The 13,688-nt window shown below is 64.0% G+C and carries 15 protein-coding genes; 5 read left to right on the top strand and 10 right to left on the bottom strand.

Annotation, left to right across the window (positions count from 1 at the left end; all coding sequences use genetic code 11):
* Window positions 1-176 precede the first annotated feature (176 nt).
* On the bottom strand, window positions 177-1,301 hold the full coding sequence (locus tag ABIA96_RS19265; RefSeq protein ID WP_354138610.1) for an AraC family transcriptional regulator: 1,125 nt from the start codon (window positions 1,299-1,301) through the stop codon (window positions 177-179).
* Between the two features lie 179 nt (window positions 1,302-1,480).
* Here ABIA96_RS19265 and ABIA96_RS19260 point away from each other — a divergent pair, with 179 nt between their 5' ends.
* The 3 genes from ABIA96_RS19260 (at window position 1,481) to ABIA96_RS19250 (ending at window position 3,530) form a co-directional block, all read left to right on the top strand.
* Window positions 1,481-1,819: a hypothetical protein gene (locus ABIA96_RS19260; protein ID WP_354138609.1), complete on the top strand. Its 339-nt coding sequence runs from the start codon at window positions 1,481-1,483 to the stop codon at window positions 1,817-1,819.
* 3 nt (window positions 1,820-1,822) lie between these two features.
* Complete coding sequence (locus tag ABIA96_RS19255; RefSeq protein ID WP_354138608.1) at window positions 1,823-2,140, top strand: DUF1488 family protein; 318 nt, start codon at window positions 1,823-1,825, stop codon at window positions 2,138-2,140.
* Between the two features lie 304 nt (window positions 2,141-2,444).
* Window positions 2,445-3,530 carry an alpha/beta hydrolase gene (locus tag ABIA96_RS19250; RefSeq protein WP_354138607.1) on the top strand — a complete coding sequence of 362 codons (1,086 nt, stop codon included), beginning with the start codon at window positions 2,445-2,447 and terminating at the stop codon, window positions 3,528-3,530.
* 51 nt (window positions 3,531-3,581) lie between these two features.
* Here the strand turns inward: ABIA96_RS19250 and ABIA96_RS19245 are convergent, their stop codons facing one another.
* Together ABIA96_RS19245 and ABIA96_RS19240 are read right to left on the bottom strand one after the other, a co-directional pair.
* Window positions 3,582-4,229, bottom strand: a complete 648-nt coding sequence (locus tag ABIA96_RS19245; RefSeq protein WP_354138623.1) for a class I SAM-dependent methyltransferase — start codon at window positions 4,227-4,229, stop codon at window positions 3,582-3,584.
* A 61-nt stretch (window positions 4,230-4,290) separates the two neighbouring features.
* Window positions 4,291-4,749 carry an Rrf2 family transcriptional regulator gene (locus ABIA96_RS19240; RefSeq protein ID WP_354138606.1) on the bottom strand — a complete coding sequence of 153 codons (459 nt, stop codon included), beginning with the start codon at window positions 4,747-4,749 and terminating at the stop codon, window positions 4,291-4,293.
* A gap of 60 nt (window positions 4,750-4,809) precedes the next feature.
* Between ABIA96_RS19240 and ABIA96_RS19235 the strand changes: the two genes are divergently transcribed.
* Window positions 4,810-4,971 (top strand): hypothetical protein, encoded by a 162-nt coding sequence (locus ABIA96_RS19235; protein ID WP_354138605.1) that lies wholly within the window; start codon window positions 4,810-4,812, stop codon window positions 4,969-4,971.
* A 271-nt stretch (window positions 4,972-5,242) separates the two neighbouring features.
* Here ABIA96_RS19235 and ABIA96_RS19230 read toward each other — a convergent pair whose 3' ends face one another.
* From ABIA96_RS19230 to ABIA96_RS19220, 3 genes are all read right to left on the bottom strand, one after another.
* Complete coding sequence (locus tag ABIA96_RS19230; RefSeq protein WP_354138604.1) at window positions 5,243-7,264, bottom strand: YgiQ family radical SAM protein; 2,022 nt, start codon at window positions 7,262-7,264, stop codon at window positions 5,243-5,245.
* 479 nt (window positions 7,265-7,743) lie between these two features.
* Window positions 7,744-8,424, bottom strand: coding sequence for a GntR family transcriptional regulator (locus ABIA96_RS19225; RefSeq protein WP_354138603.1), 681 nt, complete (start codon window positions 8,422-8,424; stop codon window positions 7,744-7,746).
* 8 nt (window positions 8,425-8,432) lie between these two features.
* Window positions 8,433-9,845 (bottom strand): FAD-binding oxidoreductase, encoded by a 1,413-nt coding sequence (locus ABIA96_RS19220; RefSeq protein ID WP_354138602.1) that lies wholly within the window; start codon window positions 9,843-9,845, stop codon window positions 8,433-8,435.
* A gap of 166 nt (window positions 9,846-10,011) precedes the next feature.
* Here ABIA96_RS19220 and ABIA96_RS19215 point away from each other — a divergent pair, with 166 nt between their 5' ends.
* Entirely contained in the window at window positions 10,012-10,896 is an 885-nt protein-coding gene (locus ABIA96_RS19215) for a dihydrodipicolinate synthase family protein (RefSeq protein WP_354138601.1), read from the top strand.
* A gap of 9 nt (window positions 10,897-10,905) precedes the next feature.
* On the opposite strand, the gene ABIA96_RS19210 is transcribed toward ABIA96_RS19215, so the two are convergent.
* The 4 genes from ABIA96_RS19210 to ABIA96_RS19195 are packed head-to-tail and all read right to left on the bottom strand — an operon-like array spanning window position 10,906 to window position 13,534.
* Entirely contained in the window at window positions 10,906-12,135 is a 1,230-nt protein-coding gene (locus tag ABIA96_RS19210) for an MFS transporter (RefSeq protein WP_354138600.1), read from the bottom strand.
* A complete protein-coding gene (locus ABIA96_RS19205) occupies window positions 12,132-12,461 on the bottom strand; it encodes a hypothetical protein (protein WP_354138599.1) in 330 nt (109 codons plus the stop codon). The genes ABIA96_RS19210 and ABIA96_RS19205 overlap by 4 nt, the downstream gene beginning before the upstream one ends.
* The gene (locus tag ABIA96_RS19200; RefSeq protein WP_354138598.1) at window positions 12,458-13,027 is read right to left on the bottom strand and encodes an isochorismatase family protein; all 570 of its coding nucleotides are present in this window, start codon (window positions 13,025-13,027) and stop codon (window positions 12,458-12,460) included. Before ABIA96_RS19200 ends, ABIA96_RS19205 begins: the two co-directional genes overlap by 4 nt.
* A 54-nt stretch (window positions 13,028-13,081) precedes the next feature.
* The gene (locus ABIA96_RS19195) at window positions 13,082-13,534 is read right to left on the bottom strand and encodes a MarR family winged helix-turn-helix transcriptional regulator (protein WP_354138597.1); all 453 of its coding nucleotides are present in this window, start codon (window positions 13,532-13,534) and stop codon (window positions 13,082-13,084) included.
* Window positions 13,535-13,688 lie beyond the last annotated feature (154 nt).

Genomic DNA, 13,688 nt, shown 5'->3' with positions numbered 1-13,688 from the left:
GAAACACCTCGATCTCAAGACAGGACGCCCCGTTGCGCTACCGTCTTGGCCGTGCCGCCCGCCGCAGCGCACTACCGCGCGAGCGGTTTAGTCCTTTGGCCCCTTTTCGGACCTCGCGCGATGTCCGACCTAGGTCCGGAATACGCCAAAGCGGACGTTGCCCGACCACTCTGATTTTAAGAGTTCACGCGCTGGCTTGCCCGGGCGCTCTTTGCGCGAGGCGGCGTATCTTGGACGTCGTCGGCGTGTTTGGGATGGTCCGCGGCACGCCATTGCCGCGGCGTCATGCCGGTCCAGCGCCTGAAGGCGTGGGTGAATGCGCTGACCTCGCCATAGCCGAGGAGCCAGGCGATTTGCGAAATCGGCAATTCACCTTTTTTCAGATAGCTCTTGGCGAGATCGATCTTCAACGCGTCGAGAATGCCGGTAAAGGTCAGCCCTTCCGAGGCGAGACGCCGCGCCAACGTGCGATGGCTCATGCCGAGCCGGCGCGCAATCTCCTCGGCCCTCGCCTCGCGGTGAGGAAGCAGCGGAGCAATGGCGTTCTCGACGCTCGATCTGAGCGAAACTCCGCCGGGCTTCCGATGTGCAAGCGTCTCTTCGCAGAATGTCACCAGCAGATCGTTCAAATGGTGATCGGCACTCTCGATCGGCATCAGCCCCACGGGTCGAGGAAAAACGATCTCGTCGATATCTGATCCGAACTCGATCTCGCAACCCAGGAACGACCTGACCTCAGAGGGCGTCGTTCGACGGTGATGGGCGAGCTTGATCCGGCTCGGCACCAGGCGGCGATTTGTCAGGACGCGGTTCAAGCGAATGATCGAGGTAAGCCAGAATTCGATCTGGTGCCGATCCGACCGTCGCTCCACACCGACATATCTCAGCGTGATCGCCATGTCGTTCGCGGCAAATCGCAGCGAAATCCCCTCATTGGCGAGATGGCAATAGCGCTCGGCCTTTGTCAGGGCATCGGCCACTGTTCCGGAGGACGCCGCGACATAGTAGAGCAGGCCGATTTCACGAAGGTCGAAGTCCAGCGCCAGATGGAATCCGAGGGCGTCGTCGTGCAGGGCCTCGGCGGCAAGCTGCAGAAACTTCATCTGGCTTTCAGCGCTCAGGCGCGCCTTGCGGTCCTCGATCTGCGCGTGGGTCACTCCGGCCTTTGACAGCAAGCCGTCTGCGCGAACGCCAGCGTCCAGCAGGCGCGCCCATACCAGGCGAGCGATTCCGCCGGTGGCGCTGGGCATTGCTTCCAGATGGGGCGAATGGGCAGCCGGCACGCCGAACCCTTTCGTCATTGCCGCAGCGGCCTTTGAGTCCCTTGGCTCGCGGATCGCGCGCGCGGCATGGAAAATCAAATAATTGGCTCACGATAACAAGAAACCGGGTGTCGCGTGACTTAAATCGGTTGTCTGCCCCAGACTGGTCTTCTGTTCTCGGGGGCAGCCTCTTTTCCCAAAACGCTCCGAAGGACTTGATGACCAGCAGTGACGGCGCTGCGCCGCCCATAAACACGACGATATTGCGAGGTTATGGAAAATTGCTCGGAATTCCTCACATCGCCCATGGCTCCCGGTCGGTCGCGCTCGAACGGGTCGGCGATTGCGAGATCAGCATGTTCGAAACGCTGGGAGCGGGCTTGCCCGACAGCCCGTTGTTCTGGATGGAGCTGTTCGACCTTCGCATTGATGCGTCGCTGGACAGTCGCGGTTGTCACACCATGAGCGATGCGGTGGCCGCGTTCGAGGATTTTTCCTTGCGGGCAAGCCGCCTGGCGGAGGCATCGCTACGCGCCGCCGCTGAAACAATAGGCTGACAATTGCCGCGTTCGCCCGCAGAGAAAAAAGCGGCTTCGCCGACTCCTGACCGGCTGCCCGGGTATGACGCGGAGCGCATGGCATTTTTCTTCACGATGAATTACGGCGCAGAGATCATCGACTGCGAGATCAGCAGCAGCGCGCTGGACGACCTCGATGCCACAAAGGGCACGCGGCCTGGAGAAAGGGGGGCTCAGTTCAATCGCCTCCGCGACGTCATCGAGCGCGTCGCATCATGCAACTTCGAACGGCAAGGGAAGCGCGACGGCGAGCGGGTCCGCATCTTCTCCAAGCACGTCAAAAGCCTCCGGCTTGCCTGAGCGGCGGGATCGCCGAGGACAGCGCGACGGCAATGCATATGCATTTTGTGCCAATTGAGATGTTGGCATCTCCATCCTCCTTCTTCACCATTCCGTTCGACTCTCGCCTGCGAGGCAAGGTTCCACAACTGTTGCTCTCCAGGTGTTGCCGCGCCGCGACATCCGGGCACGCTCAGCCGGTGTAGACTGGTCAATATCCGGTGCCGCTTCCGCTGCCTCGGATGGTGAGTTGTCGCGCTCTTGCGTCCAGTTGTGAGTGTTGCCGGTGGTCCGGACAAGTCGCATCATTGCTCCAGCAGTTTTGTTGGCCTTGTCGATCGCAATGGTGCTCGGCGGTTGCGCCGGACGTCCGTCGCAGGGCGTGCTTGTGCCGACGGCGCAGGTCGCTCCTGGAAACACCAATGTCCCGATCTACGTCGTCACCAATCGCAAGCGTTCGGACGTCGATCCCGGCGAGATGTTCAGCGGTGAACGCTCGGACGAGCTGTCCTTTGCCGAGGTGACGGTCTCGATCCCGCCCGATGGTTCGCGGAAGATCGGCGAGGTGCAATGGCCGGCGAGCCTTCCCGGCGACCCCCAGCGGGATTTTACGACCGTGTCGGCGGACTATCTCGACAAGACGCGCTTCGCAGCGTCTGTCACCGCGGCGATGAAGCAGTCCGGTCGCAACAAGGTGCTTGTCTTTGTCCACGGTTTCAACAACCGCTTCGATGATGCGGTCTACCGCTTCGCGCAGATTGTTCACGATTCCAAGGTTCCGGTCGTGCCTGTGCTCTTCACCTGGCCATCGCGCGGTGAAATGCGGTTGCGCGCCTATACCTATGATCGGGAGAGCGCGAATTTTTCGCGGGACGCGCTCGACAATGTGTTGAGCACGCTCGATAGCTCGCCTGCCGTCGGCGAAGTCTATCTCCTGGCGCATTCGATGGGCAATTGGATCGCGCTGGAAGCACTGCGGACGCGTGCGATCCGCGGCGCTTCTGTCGCGTCGAGACGCAGCAAGCTGAAGAATGTGATGCTGGTGGCTCCCGATGTGGATGTCGATGTCTTCCGATCGCAACTGAACCGGATGGGTGGCGCGCGGCCGCCGATCTCGCTGTTTGTCTCGCGCGACGACCGCGCGCTCTCGCTGTCGAAGAGGATCTGGGGCGACGTCGCCCGCCTGGGCGATATCGACCCGACCCAGGAGCCCTACCGAAGCGAATTCGCGCGCGACCGGATCGACGTCTACGACCTGACGAAACTGGCGGTCGCCGGCGACGATGCCCATGGCCGCGCGTTCGAGCAGGTGGGGCCGGTTGTCGCAATGATCCGGCAGCGCATGGCCGAGGGCCAGGCACTGGGCGAACAGAAGCCGGACGTGAACCCGCTTGCGCAGCTTGCCGAATAGCTGGCGATCGCTGCGGACAAGCGACCGGTCTTGGCGCCAGGCAGCGGCGTCTCAGGCGTATGCGACCCAGCCGCGGAACGTGAAACCGGTGTAGAACAGCGTTGGATCGGAGAAGCCGGCCTCGCGCAAAATCACCTCGTCTTGCTCGGGTGCCAGAATGTTCAACTGCCCGTCGATCGCGGTCCGGGCGGCGGTCGCCTTGTCGGGATCGACGCCGGACGCAGCCAGGAACGCGGAATAGCGCGAGAACCAAAGCGGGCGCTGATCGCTGCCACCAGGAATGCTGAAATGCGCCGCTACGAATGGTGCGCCCGGTTTGAGCCGACGGCGGATCTCCGAGGCGATGCGACGCCGCTCCTCGGCATCGACGAAGTGCAGGGTCAGCAGGCATGTCGCGCCGTCGAATGGCCCTTCGGGTGCGTCGTCGATATAGCCTTGGTGGAGACGCGTGCGGGATGCGAGCGGTCCCAATGTTTGCTTTGCAAGATCGAGCATCGCTGCTGACGGGTCCACGCCATCAAAAGTCCAGCGTGGTTGCGCTTGCGCAAAGGCCCTCAATTCCAGGCCGCCGCCGGCTCCGAGCACAAGCACTTTTGCATCTTCGGCTGCGCGCTCGGCCAGCAAGATCGCCGCCATCGAGAGCATGGAACTGTATCCGGGAACGAACCGCGGCGGTCCCTCGGTGTAGTTCGCCACCATTTGCGGATTGGAGAATGCGCTTTGAACGTTGGTCACGATGTCGTCCTGCTCATGAATTTCATCACGCGTGATGCGCGCTCATGCCCTGATGCTTTCGCGACCCCAGGCGCTTGCGCAGCTCGTCGCCCAGCATCGCCAGCGTCACCTCGCCAAAACGCGACAACAGCAGCGCCTCGGCATCGTCGAATGCCCGATCGAGGACGGCATTGACGGCCTGCTCGACGAGACACCCCGGCGCCTCCGTCCGGTTGCCCATGGCCAGAAGCGTGGGACTGCCGAGCGCGATGTAAACGTCGCGCAGCGTCACCTTGGAAAGATCGCAAGCGAGCGTCCAGCCGCCGCCGTGGCCCTTCTCGGAGCGGACATAGCCGAGGTCCCGTAAGCCCGCCATGATGCGGCGGATCACCACCGGATTGGTGTCCATGGCCTTCGCCAGAGTCTCGGACGTGAAGGGGCCCGGCTGCTGCGCCATGTGCAGCAGCACGTGGAGCACGCCGGATAGACGGCTATCGCGTTTCATGTAACTTTGTATGTTACATGATGGCGTGAAAGTCAATTGATCTCAAATCGGAGGCTAGTCATGGCCAGCACAGTTCGGAAATTTGGGATGAAAGAGGTCTCGCTCTCCGAGATCAAGAATGATCCGTCCCGCAATCTCCGCGAAGTGGAGCACGATCCCCGTTTCCTTCGGCGCGTCGAACAGTCGCGGAACAGCCTGCGCGGGGCGCGGTGTGAAGCTTGAGGATGTCGATACGGGCTAGACACCGGGGCGCGTTCCAACGCACGCGGCCGATGATGGCACCATGCTCCTGTTTTGCCCGACGGGTCAAGCTATTTGCGGTTTTTCAGAAATATTGTGCTTGAACAGCAGGGGCAGGCGCGACGACGATTCACCCAAATCTCATTGCGCTTTAAGCCCTTGATTCCGCTATCCCCGGCTACTGTGCATGGGGTTGTTTTCGGCTTTTGTCTTGAAGGGCGAAGGCGGCGGGCGCGATTTTTGCGCGCACCCGCTACTTCATCACCCGCAGACCTTTGGTCGTAAACCGCTGCGTCTTGCCGCCGGGGCGCAGGGGACGCTTGGTGCCCGCGGCCTTGCCGGTGCCGGGCGGCTGGTGCGCAGGCACGAGTTGCTCGGGACGCGAGCCGATCAGGTCGCGGCGGCCCATCTCGATCAAGGCCTCGCGCAGCACCGGCCAATTGTCGGGGTCGTGGTAACGCAGGAAAGCCTTGTGCAGGCGGCGCTGGCGCAGGCCCTTGATCGCCTCGACCTTGTCGCTGCCGCCGCGGCGCACGCCGCGCAGCGGATTGACGCCGGTGTGGTACATCGCGGTCGCGGTCGCCATCGGCGAGGGCAGGAAGGTCTGCACCTGATCGGCGCGATAGCGGTTCTTCTTGAGCCAGAGCGCGAGGTTCATCATGTCCTCGTCGGTCGTGCCCGGATGCGCCGCGATGAAATACGGGATCAGGTAATATTTCTTGCCGGCCTGCTCGGCCGCGGCATCGAACATCCGCTTGAACTTGTTGTAGGCGCCGATGCCCGGCTTCATCATCTTGTCGAGCGGGCCGCGCTCGGTATGTTCGGGCGCGATCTTGAGGTAGCCGCCGACGTGATGGGTGACGAGTTCTTTGATGTATTCGGGGCTCTCGACTGCGAGGTCATAGCGCACGCCCGAGGCGACCATCACCTTCTTGATGCCCTTGGTCTCGCGCACCTTGCGATAGAGCCGGATCAGATCGTCATGCGACGTGTTCAGGTTCGGACAGATCTCGGGGAAGACGCAGGACGGCCGCCGGCACGCCGCCTCGACCTTCGGGTCCTTGCACGCCATCCGGTACATGTTGGCGGTGGGGCCGCCGATGTCGGAGATGACGCCGGTGAAGCCCGGCGTCTTGTCGCGGATCTTTTCGATCTCGCGCAGGATCGAACCCTCGGAGCGGTTCTGGATGATGCGGCCTTCGTGCTCGGTGATGGAGCAGAAGGTGCAGCCGCCGAAGCAGCCGCGCATGATCGTCACAGAGAATTTGATCATGTCCCAGGCGGGGATTTTTGCTTCGCCGTAGGACGGATGCGGGGCGCGCGCATAGGGCAGGTCGTAGACCGCGTCCATCTCCTCAGAGGTCAGCGGGATCGGCGGCGGGTTGAGCCAGAGATCGCGATCGCCGTGCCGCTGCACCAGCGGCCGCGCATTGCCGGGATTGCTCTCACGATGCAGCACGCGTGACGCGCGCGCATAGGCTTCCTTGTCCTGCTCGACCTGCTCCAGCGCCGGCAGCCGGATCACGGTCGCGCCCTTCTGGCGCGTCGCGCCTTCGTCGGCGGAATCGAGATCGTCGGCGTGCAGCTCCGCATACTCCTCGGGCACGGGGCGGAACAGCGCGACGCCCCTGATATCGTCGAGCGCGCGCGGTGCTTCCCCCGCAGCAAGGCGGTTCGCCACTTCGACGACGGCGCGCTCGGCATTGCCGTAGAGCAGCAGGTCGGCCTTGGCGTCGGCAAGCACCGAGCGGCGCACCTTGTCGGACCAGTAATCGTAATGCGCGATCCGGCGCAGCGAGGCCTCGATGCCGCCGAGCACGATCGGCACGTCCTTGAACGCCTCCCGGCAGCGCTGGGCATAGACCACAGTGCAGCGATCCGGCCGCTTGCCGCCTTCGCCGCCGGCCGTATAGGCGTCGTCGCTGCGCAGCCGGCGGTCCGCGGTGTAGCGGTTCACCATGGAGTCCATGTTGCCGCCGGTGACGCCGAAGAACACTTTTGGCTTTCCGAGCGCCTTGAACGGTTCGGCCGAATGCCAGTCCGGCTGGGAGATGATGCCGACCCGAAAGCCTTGCGCCTCCAGCAGCCGGCCGATGATGGCCATGCCGAAGCTCGGATGGTCGACATAGGCATCGCCCGTTACCAGCACGATGTCGCAGGCATCCCAGCCAAGCGCCTCCATCTCGGCGCGACTCATCGGGAGGAACGGCGCCGGCTTGCGCGGGCGCGCCTGGGCCATCAGGGGCTTTTCGGCGGTGATGATTTGGGTGTCCATGGGGTCAAGGGATATGACTCCGGGCCCAGGAATACAACCGACGGACGCGTGAAAGATCAAGATTCCGTGGCCGGCAATTCAGGCCGGAGGGCGCGTTGCTTCATGGGCAAGGGAACATCTGAAGGCGGTTACGAAGCGGCCGCCGCCACAGCACGATTTGCTGCAGGCCGGCCCAGCGCGTGGTCACGCGCCGGAACCTTCCACCGCCGCGAACATTCTGATGAAGGGCATGCAGCGGGCCCGGCCTGTGCGCGATCGTGTGCACGAACTGGATTGCCTCGATAGTCGCCTCGGGCGATGGGGGAGCTGTGAATACAGTCATAGAGAATTTGCTGTTGCGGAAGCAGAAGCTTGTGGAACAGCTCGAGAAGGCGGCGTCGGTCGAGGACCGCGACAAAATCGAGCACCAGCTCGAACAGATCAACACCGCGCTGGATTTTCTGGACAGGCCGGGGTCGAAGGACGGGCGGTAGAACCGCTCAGTCCACCTTCAGCGCCTCTACCTTCAAGGCTTTGGCGTAGACCATGCCCGAATTGGTGATGTGGGTGGTCATCAGCGCATCGAAGGAGGCGTGCGCGCCGCGTGCGAACAAATCGAGCAGCTTGCGATGTTCATCGAATGACGAGCGGGTGCGCACGTCGATCGGCGAGGTCAGGTTGGTCCGCAGCGCGGCGACGCGGCCGGAGACGAGCTGATAGGATTCAGCGAGGTAGCGATTGCCGCAATGCGCGAACAGGCCCTCGTGAAAGGCGGCGTCGGCGCGGCCATATGCGATGTTGTCTTTTGCCGTGACGGCCGGCTCCATCGCCGCGATCGCCTCGCTCATGGTCGCGATTGCGCCGTCGCGGTCATGGCGGAAGGCGAACTCCGCGGCCTTGGGCTCGAGCGCGATGCGGAAGGCGCAGAGCGCGTTGATGTCCTCGGCGCTCGGCGTGAATACGAAACTGCCGACCTGCGGCCGGATCACCACGAGCCCCTGCGCCTGCAATTGGCCCATCGCCTCGCGCACCGGCGTGCGGCTGACGCCGAAGGAATTCGCCACCATCTCTTCGGAGATCGCGGCGCCAAGCGCGAACTCGCCGTCGATGATCGCCTGCCGCAGCCGCAGCATCACCCGCTGCGACAGCGATCTCGGCGTATCGAGTTTCAGCGAGCGCATGGATGCTCTCAGATCACCTTGCCGGGATTGAGCAGATGCTCCGGATCGAGCGCGGCCTTCAAGGTCCGCATCAAGGCGATCTCCGCCTCGCTGCGGGCGTGTCCAAGCCACTTTTTCTTCAGTGTGCCGATGCCGTGCTCGGCGGAAACGCTGCCGCCCATGTCGCGCACGAGACCATAGACGATCGCGTCCATCTCTTCCTTTGGCTGCTGTTCGACGGGAAGGCCTGTGACCCAGGAGACGAGGTGCAGATTGCCGTCGCCGATATGGCCGTAATAGACGCTCTCGCAGCCCTTGATGCCATCAGCGAGCGCGGCCTTGCAGCGCGTCGCGAACCCGTCCATCCGCGCCACCGCAAGCCCGATGTCGTAGGAGATGTGCGGACCCAGCACCTGGCCGAACTCGGCGCAGATGTCGCGCACGCGCCAGAACGCTTGCGTCTGCGCCAGCGATTGCGCCACGGCGGCATCCGCGAGCAGCCCCCGCTCCATCAACTCTTCGAGCCAGGCCTGAAAGCGCGGCGAATCGACGCTCTCGTCGGTGCCCTGCGCCTCGACCAGCACATAGAGACCCTGGCCGGCGGCGACCGGCGGCTTGACGCCGGCGCGCGTCGTGATCACGTCCCAATAGTCCGGCCACATCACCTCGAACGCCGACAGCAGCGGACCGAGCCCGCTGCGCGCCGCATCGAGCAGCGCGATCACCGCGGCATAATCCTTCAATGCGCACAGCGCAGCCATGGTCGAGCGCGGTTTCGGAAACAGCCGCAGCACCACGCGGGTGATGATGCCGAGCGTGCCTTCGGAGCCGATAAAGAGATGCTTCAGGTCATAGCCGGCATTGTTCTTCATCAGCTTGTTGAGGCTGGTGATGATGGTGCCGTCGGGCAGCACCACTTCGAGGCCGAGCACCAACTCGCGCGTCATGCCGTAGCGGATCACGCGGTTGCCGCCGGCATTGGTCGAAAGATTGCCGCCGACCGCGCAAGAGCCGCGCGAGCCGAGATCGAGCGGAAAGAAAAAGCCGGCCTCATCCGCGGCTTTCTGAATGGTCTCGAGCGGCGTGCCGGCTTTCACCGTCATCGTCATCGAGGCGCGATCGATCTCCTCGATGCCGGTCATGCGTTCCAGCGAGATCGCGACCCAGCCCGGTTCGGGCGCGGCGCCGCGGCACAGTCCGGTCAATCCGCCCTGTGGCACGAACGGCAGGCGCGCCTGCCGGCAAGTGAGAACCGCATCGGCAACACCCTGCGCGTCGAGCGGGCGGATCACCGCGAGCGGCGTTTGCGGCAGGCTCGCGCTCCAGTCGTTGCAATTACGCGCGGGAACGTCGCCACCGGTCAGCACGGCGGCCGCGCCGAGCTTGTCGCGGAGTGCGCCAAGCAACTGGTCGGGACGCCCAATGGGGGTCACCATGTTCATGCGAGACCTCCTGTAGATTCGGTTGCGCCGTAACGGCGGAAAGGATTTGCGTCCGCCTTGTATGTAAGGTACAAGATAAAAAGTAAAGTAAAAACGAGGCTCGGTAGGCCCCTTGCGCTCATTGGAGATCAGGGCTGATCCGGGAGCCGCAACGATGGGTGATGCTATGACGGAAGCGATTCGCGGGTTCTGGGTGGCGTCGGCGACGCCGCTGGCGACGGACGGCAGCGTTGACTCCGCCAAGCTTGCCGCTCACGCCAAGCAGTTGTTCGGCAAGGGGGTCGACGGCGTCGTGCTGTTCGGCACGACCGGCGAAGGCACTTCGTTCAATGTCAGCGAACGCATCGCGACCATCGAAGCCGTGCTCAAGGCGGGTGTGCCAGCGGCGCGCATCGGCATTGGCGGCGGCTTTCCCGCCACCAGTGACGGCATTGCGCTGACGCGCGCTGTTCTCGGCCTTGGCCTGCGCCACGTGCTGTATCTGCCACCATATTTCGATCGCAGCGTCACGCCTGAAGGCATCGAGGATGCCTTCGCCGCGATCATCGACGGTGTCGCCGACGATCGTCTGCGCGCCTACCTCTATCACATCCCGCAGGTCTCCGGCGTTGCGATCCCGACGACGGCCGCGGCGAACCTGCGCAGGCGTTACGGCAAGGTTGTCGCGGGTCTGAAAGACTCGAGCGGCGACTTCAAGCAGTTCCAGGCATTCCGTGCCGCTGCCCCTGAACTGGCCATCACCGTCGGCAACGAAACCGACATTGCGCGTGCGATCGCCCGCGGCGGCGCCGGCACCATCTGCGGCATGGCCAACATCGCGCCCGAACTTGTCAAGGCGATGATCGACGGCAAGGATGTCGAAGCGCGCATGCAGGCGGCGGTCGACATCGTGGTGAAGTCGCCATCCTTCCTGACGACGCTGAAGGCTATTCTCGCCGCGCAGACTGGTGACGCCGGGTGGTTGCGCGTGCGGCCGCCGCTGCGTGCGCTGTCTGACGGCGCCGCGCTCAAGGCGAAGCTGGACGAACTGACCAGCCCCGCCATCGCATAAGAGCGCGTTTTAGTCGCGGCAATCGTCCGCGGTGCGCGTTGACATGGCGCGGGCCGCGACGAGCGCGGCCGCAAAGCCTGCCGCCGCGCCCACGCCGAGTGCCCAGCGCGGACCCAGATTGTCTGCGACCCATCCGACGATGGGTGCGCCGATCGGCGTGCCGCCAAGCGCGACGCCGAGGCGCAACGCCATCACACGTCCTCTCATTCGCGGTTCGGTGGAGAGCTGCATCATGGCGTTCGAGGTGTTGGTGACCGTCAGGGCGGCGACGCCGATCAGGACAAGGCTGCCTGCGAACAGCCAGTAGCTGGGGGCCAGCGCGGCCAGCGTGCATCCCACCCCGAAAGCCGCGGCCCCCAGCAACAGCGAGACGAACCGCGGCTGGGCACGCCCTGCGGCCAATAGCGCACCCGAGATCGTGCCGACTGCCATCGTCGACGACAGCAGGCCAAAGCCGCGCGCGTCGGTATGGAAGACGCTGACCGCCATGGTCGAGATGAAGATCGGAAAATTGAGTCCAAACGTGCCGATCAGGAACAGCATGATCATGATCGCCCTGAGATCGCTGCGTGACCACACGTAGCGAAAGCCCTCCGTCATGCCGCCCTTGGTCCGGTGCGCCCGTGCGTTGGGACGAAGCTCCGAGGTGCGCAGCAAGGCGAGCGATCCGAGCACCGCCATGAAGGACGTAGCGTTGAGCAGGAAGGCCCATCCGGTGCCGATCGAGGCGATGACGATCCCTGCGACCGCGGGCCCGATCATCCGTGCGGCGTTGAAGGACGTCGAGTTCAGCGCGATCGCATTGGAGAGCTCGCCGTCGCCGACGAGCTCGGCCACGAATGTCTGGCGTACCGGGGCGTCGAAAGCCGCGGCGCAGCCGAACAGGAAGGCGAACACGTAGACGTGCCAGAGCTGCACCAGGCCGGTGACCGTGAGAAGGCCAAGGACCAGCGCCAGCAAGCCCATCGTCGCCTGGGTTGCGACCAGCAGCCGTCGCTGGTTGAAATGGTCGGCCGCATAGCCCGTCCACGGCATCAGCAGGAGCTGCGGTCCGAACTGCAGCGCCATCACGACGCCGACGGCCGACGCATTGTGCCGTGTGAGCTCGGTGAGAACGAGCCAGTCCTGTGCGGCGCGCTGCATCCATGTGCCCGTGTTGGACACCAGCGCGCCCGCAGCCCAGATGCGGTAATTGTAGTTCCGCAGTGAGCGAAACGTGCCCGCGCCCGGCACGCTCACGACCCCGTTGGCGTGTTGCCGCCGTGGAACTGGCCGAACTGCCGCGCGCAAAACAGGCTGAGCGCGAGGGCGCCGAACCCAAGCGCGGCGACATCGCCCTTATCCAGCAGTGAAAACTCTCCGACACGACAGACGAGGAGATATACGACGACGAGGTTGAAGAAGCCCCAGAGCACGTTGACCGTTGACGAGGACAGCCCTTCTCCCGGCGGTTTTGCGAAAGGCGTCTGGAACGGTTCGCCGCGCAGGCCGCTGACGAGATGCGGAATGGTGTTCGCCAGACACGCGCCCCCGAAGAAATAGGAAACGAGATGAAGCCAGTTCATGCCTGCATGCCCCCTGTTGCCAGTAGATCGATGATCGCCTGCGTCGAGCCGCTCTCGCCGAGCCGCGGAAAGACGTTTGCGATGCAGTAGTCGTGCGCCTCCAGGTGCGGATCGGTCATAGCGTCGGTGGCGAGGGTGACATTGAAGCCCGCCTCGTAAGCCTGCCGCGCGGTGGACTCGACGCCGCTGCCGGTGGCGACGCCGGCAATGACGACCTGCGTGACGCCGCGCCGCCGCAACTGGCTATCGAGATCGGTGCTGGCAAATGCGCCCCATGTCCGCTTGGTCACGGCGATATCATCGGGCCGTCGATCGAGCTCGGGAATGAGATCGGTCCATCCGTCGGGGAATGGGTGCCCAGGGCGCGGCCGCTCGGTACGGCCCGGCGCTCCGCCGGCGACATTGACCAGCACGACCGGCAGACGATGTTGCCGAAACGCGGCAGCCAGCGTGCTGGCGCGCGCTACGACGTCTCCGATGGAATGGACGGAAGCGAGATCAACGATACCGCGTTGCAGGTCGACGACAATGAGGGCGGTGATCGGGTCGAGCATTGTGAGAGCCATGATCGTGTCCTTTCGGCCGCCGCGTGTTCCGCGTGCGGTCGCGGCGGGGCCGCTTCAATCGTCGACAAGGCGCTTGAGCAGGGCGACTGCGGCGGCCAGTTCGTCCTGTTCTCGCGGTGAAAGCCGTGCCGAAATCGTGCGCGAGAGCCAATCCTGCCGAGCGGCGCGACCGGCCCGGATCCAGTCGCGGCAAGCCTTGGTCAGCGATAGGATGGTTTGGCGGCCGTCCTCCGGGTCGGAGGCGCCACTGATCAGGTCTGCGGCCAGAAGAGCGGCGACCGCGGTGCTCATCGATTGCGGGCGCATCTTTTCCGATCGCGCGAGGCTCGACACCGTGGCGGGGCCATCTTTTTCCAGGCGAAGCAGAATGGACACCTGAGACGGCGTCAAATCCTCCGGACCTGTCTGTTCGCGCAGCCGGCGCTTCAGCTTTCCGACCAGCGAACGAAGGTCTTCTGCAAGCGCGCCTGCGCGCGCGGACGGGCGTTGGTCCGACGAATTGATCATGGCGGAGTGAATTGCATATATGAAGGTAGACTGTAAAGATCTTCTGTTCAGTTAATCTGAACAAAAAGACGTGAGCCGGCGACGCCGACCTGCGGCGGGGAGCTCGCGCGATCGTTCCAGCTCTTAGAACAATTCAACACTAGAGCGATTCAAG

The organism is Bradyrhizobium sp. LB11.1 (genome assembly GCF_040549385.1).
Taxonomy (GTDB): domain Bacteria; phylum Pseudomonadota; class Alphaproteobacteria; order Rhizobiales; family Xanthobacteraceae; genus Bradyrhizobium.
Note: the sequence above shows the minus strand (reverse complement) of the source record. Positions and strands in the feature narration are given on the sequence as shown.

Coding starts and splice junctions, on each gene's coding strand:
- ABIA96_RS19265 (WP_354138610.1), bottom strand. CDS start 1,301: ATGACGAAAGGGTTCGGCGTGCCGGCTGCCCATTCGCCCCATCTGGAA.
- ABIA96_RS19260 (WP_354138609.1), top strand. CDS start 1,481: ATGACCAGCAGTGACGGCGCTGCGCCGCCCATAAACACGACGATATTG.
- ABIA96_RS19245 (WP_354138623.1), bottom strand. CDS start 4,229: ATGGTGGCGAACTACACCGAGGGACCGCCGCGGTTCGTTCCCGGATAC.
- ABIA96_RS19240 (WP_354138606.1), bottom strand. CDS start 4,749: ATGAAACGCGATAGCCGTCTATCCGGCGTGCTCCACGTGCTGCTGCAC.
- ABIA96_RS19235 (WP_354138605.1), top strand. CDS start 4,810: ATGGCCAGCACAGTTCGGAAATTTGGGATGAAAGAGGTCTCGCTCTCC.
- ABIA96_RS19230 (WP_354138604.1), bottom strand. CDS start 7,264: ATGGACACCCAAATCATCACCGCCGAAAAGCCCCTGATGGCCCAGGCG.
- ABIA96_RS19225 (WP_354138603.1), bottom strand. CDS start 8,424: ATGCGCTCGCTGAAACTCGATACGCCGAGATCGCTGTCGCAGCGGGTG.
- ABIA96_RS19220 (WP_354138602.1), bottom strand. CDS start 9,845: ATGAACATGGTGACCCCCATTGGGCGTCCCGACCAGTTGCTTGGCGCA.
- ABIA96_RS19215 (WP_354138601.1), top strand. CDS start 10,012: ATGACGGAAGCGATTCGCGGGTTCTGGGTGGCGTCGGCGACGCCGCTG.
- ABIA96_RS19205 (WP_354138599.1), bottom strand. CDS start 12,461: ATGAACTGGCTTCATCTCGTTTCCTATTTCTTCGGGGGCGCGTGTCTG.
- ABIA96_RS19200 (WP_354138598.1), bottom strand. CDS start 13,027: ATGGCTCTCACAATGCTCGACCCGATCACCGCCCTCATTGTCGTCGAC.
- ABIA96_RS19195 (WP_354138597.1), bottom strand. CDS start 13,534: ATGATCAATTCGTCGGACCAACGCCCGTCCGCGCGCGCAGGCGCGCTT.